General features: G+C 67.0%; 1 protein-coding gene. It reads right to left on the bottom strand.

Features of this window, described 5'->3' with window-relative positions; genetic code table 11:
* The coding region (locus tag SB751_RS30055) for an ATP-binding cassette domain-containing protein (protein WP_410749029.1) at window positions 1-178 on the bottom strand (178 nt) is incomplete at its 3' end.
* Window positions 179-276 lie beyond the last annotated feature (98 nt).

Consider the following 276-nt stretch of genomic DNA (forward strand, 5'->3'; position numbering starts at 1 on the left):
GTTCTGCCTGCGCGACGAGGCCGAGGATCGACAGCGCGGTCACGCTCTTGCCCGAGCCCGATTCGCCGACCAGCGCGACGCGTTCGCCGCGCGCGATCGACAGGCTCAGATCGCGCACGGCGAGCTTGTCGCCGAAGCGCACCGAAAAGTCCTGAATATCCAGCAACGGTGCGCTCATCATTTGCCTCCGCCGAATGCCGAGCCGCGTGCGCGCGTGTCGAGCGCATTGCGCAGCGCGTCGCCCATGAAGGTCAGCAGCAGCAGCGTGATGACCAG

It is taken from the genome of Cupriavidus sp. SIMBA_020, assembly GCF_046535395.1.
GTDB lineage: Bacteria > Pseudomonadota > Gammaproteobacteria > Burkholderiales > Burkholderiaceae > Cupriavidus > Cupriavidus campinensis.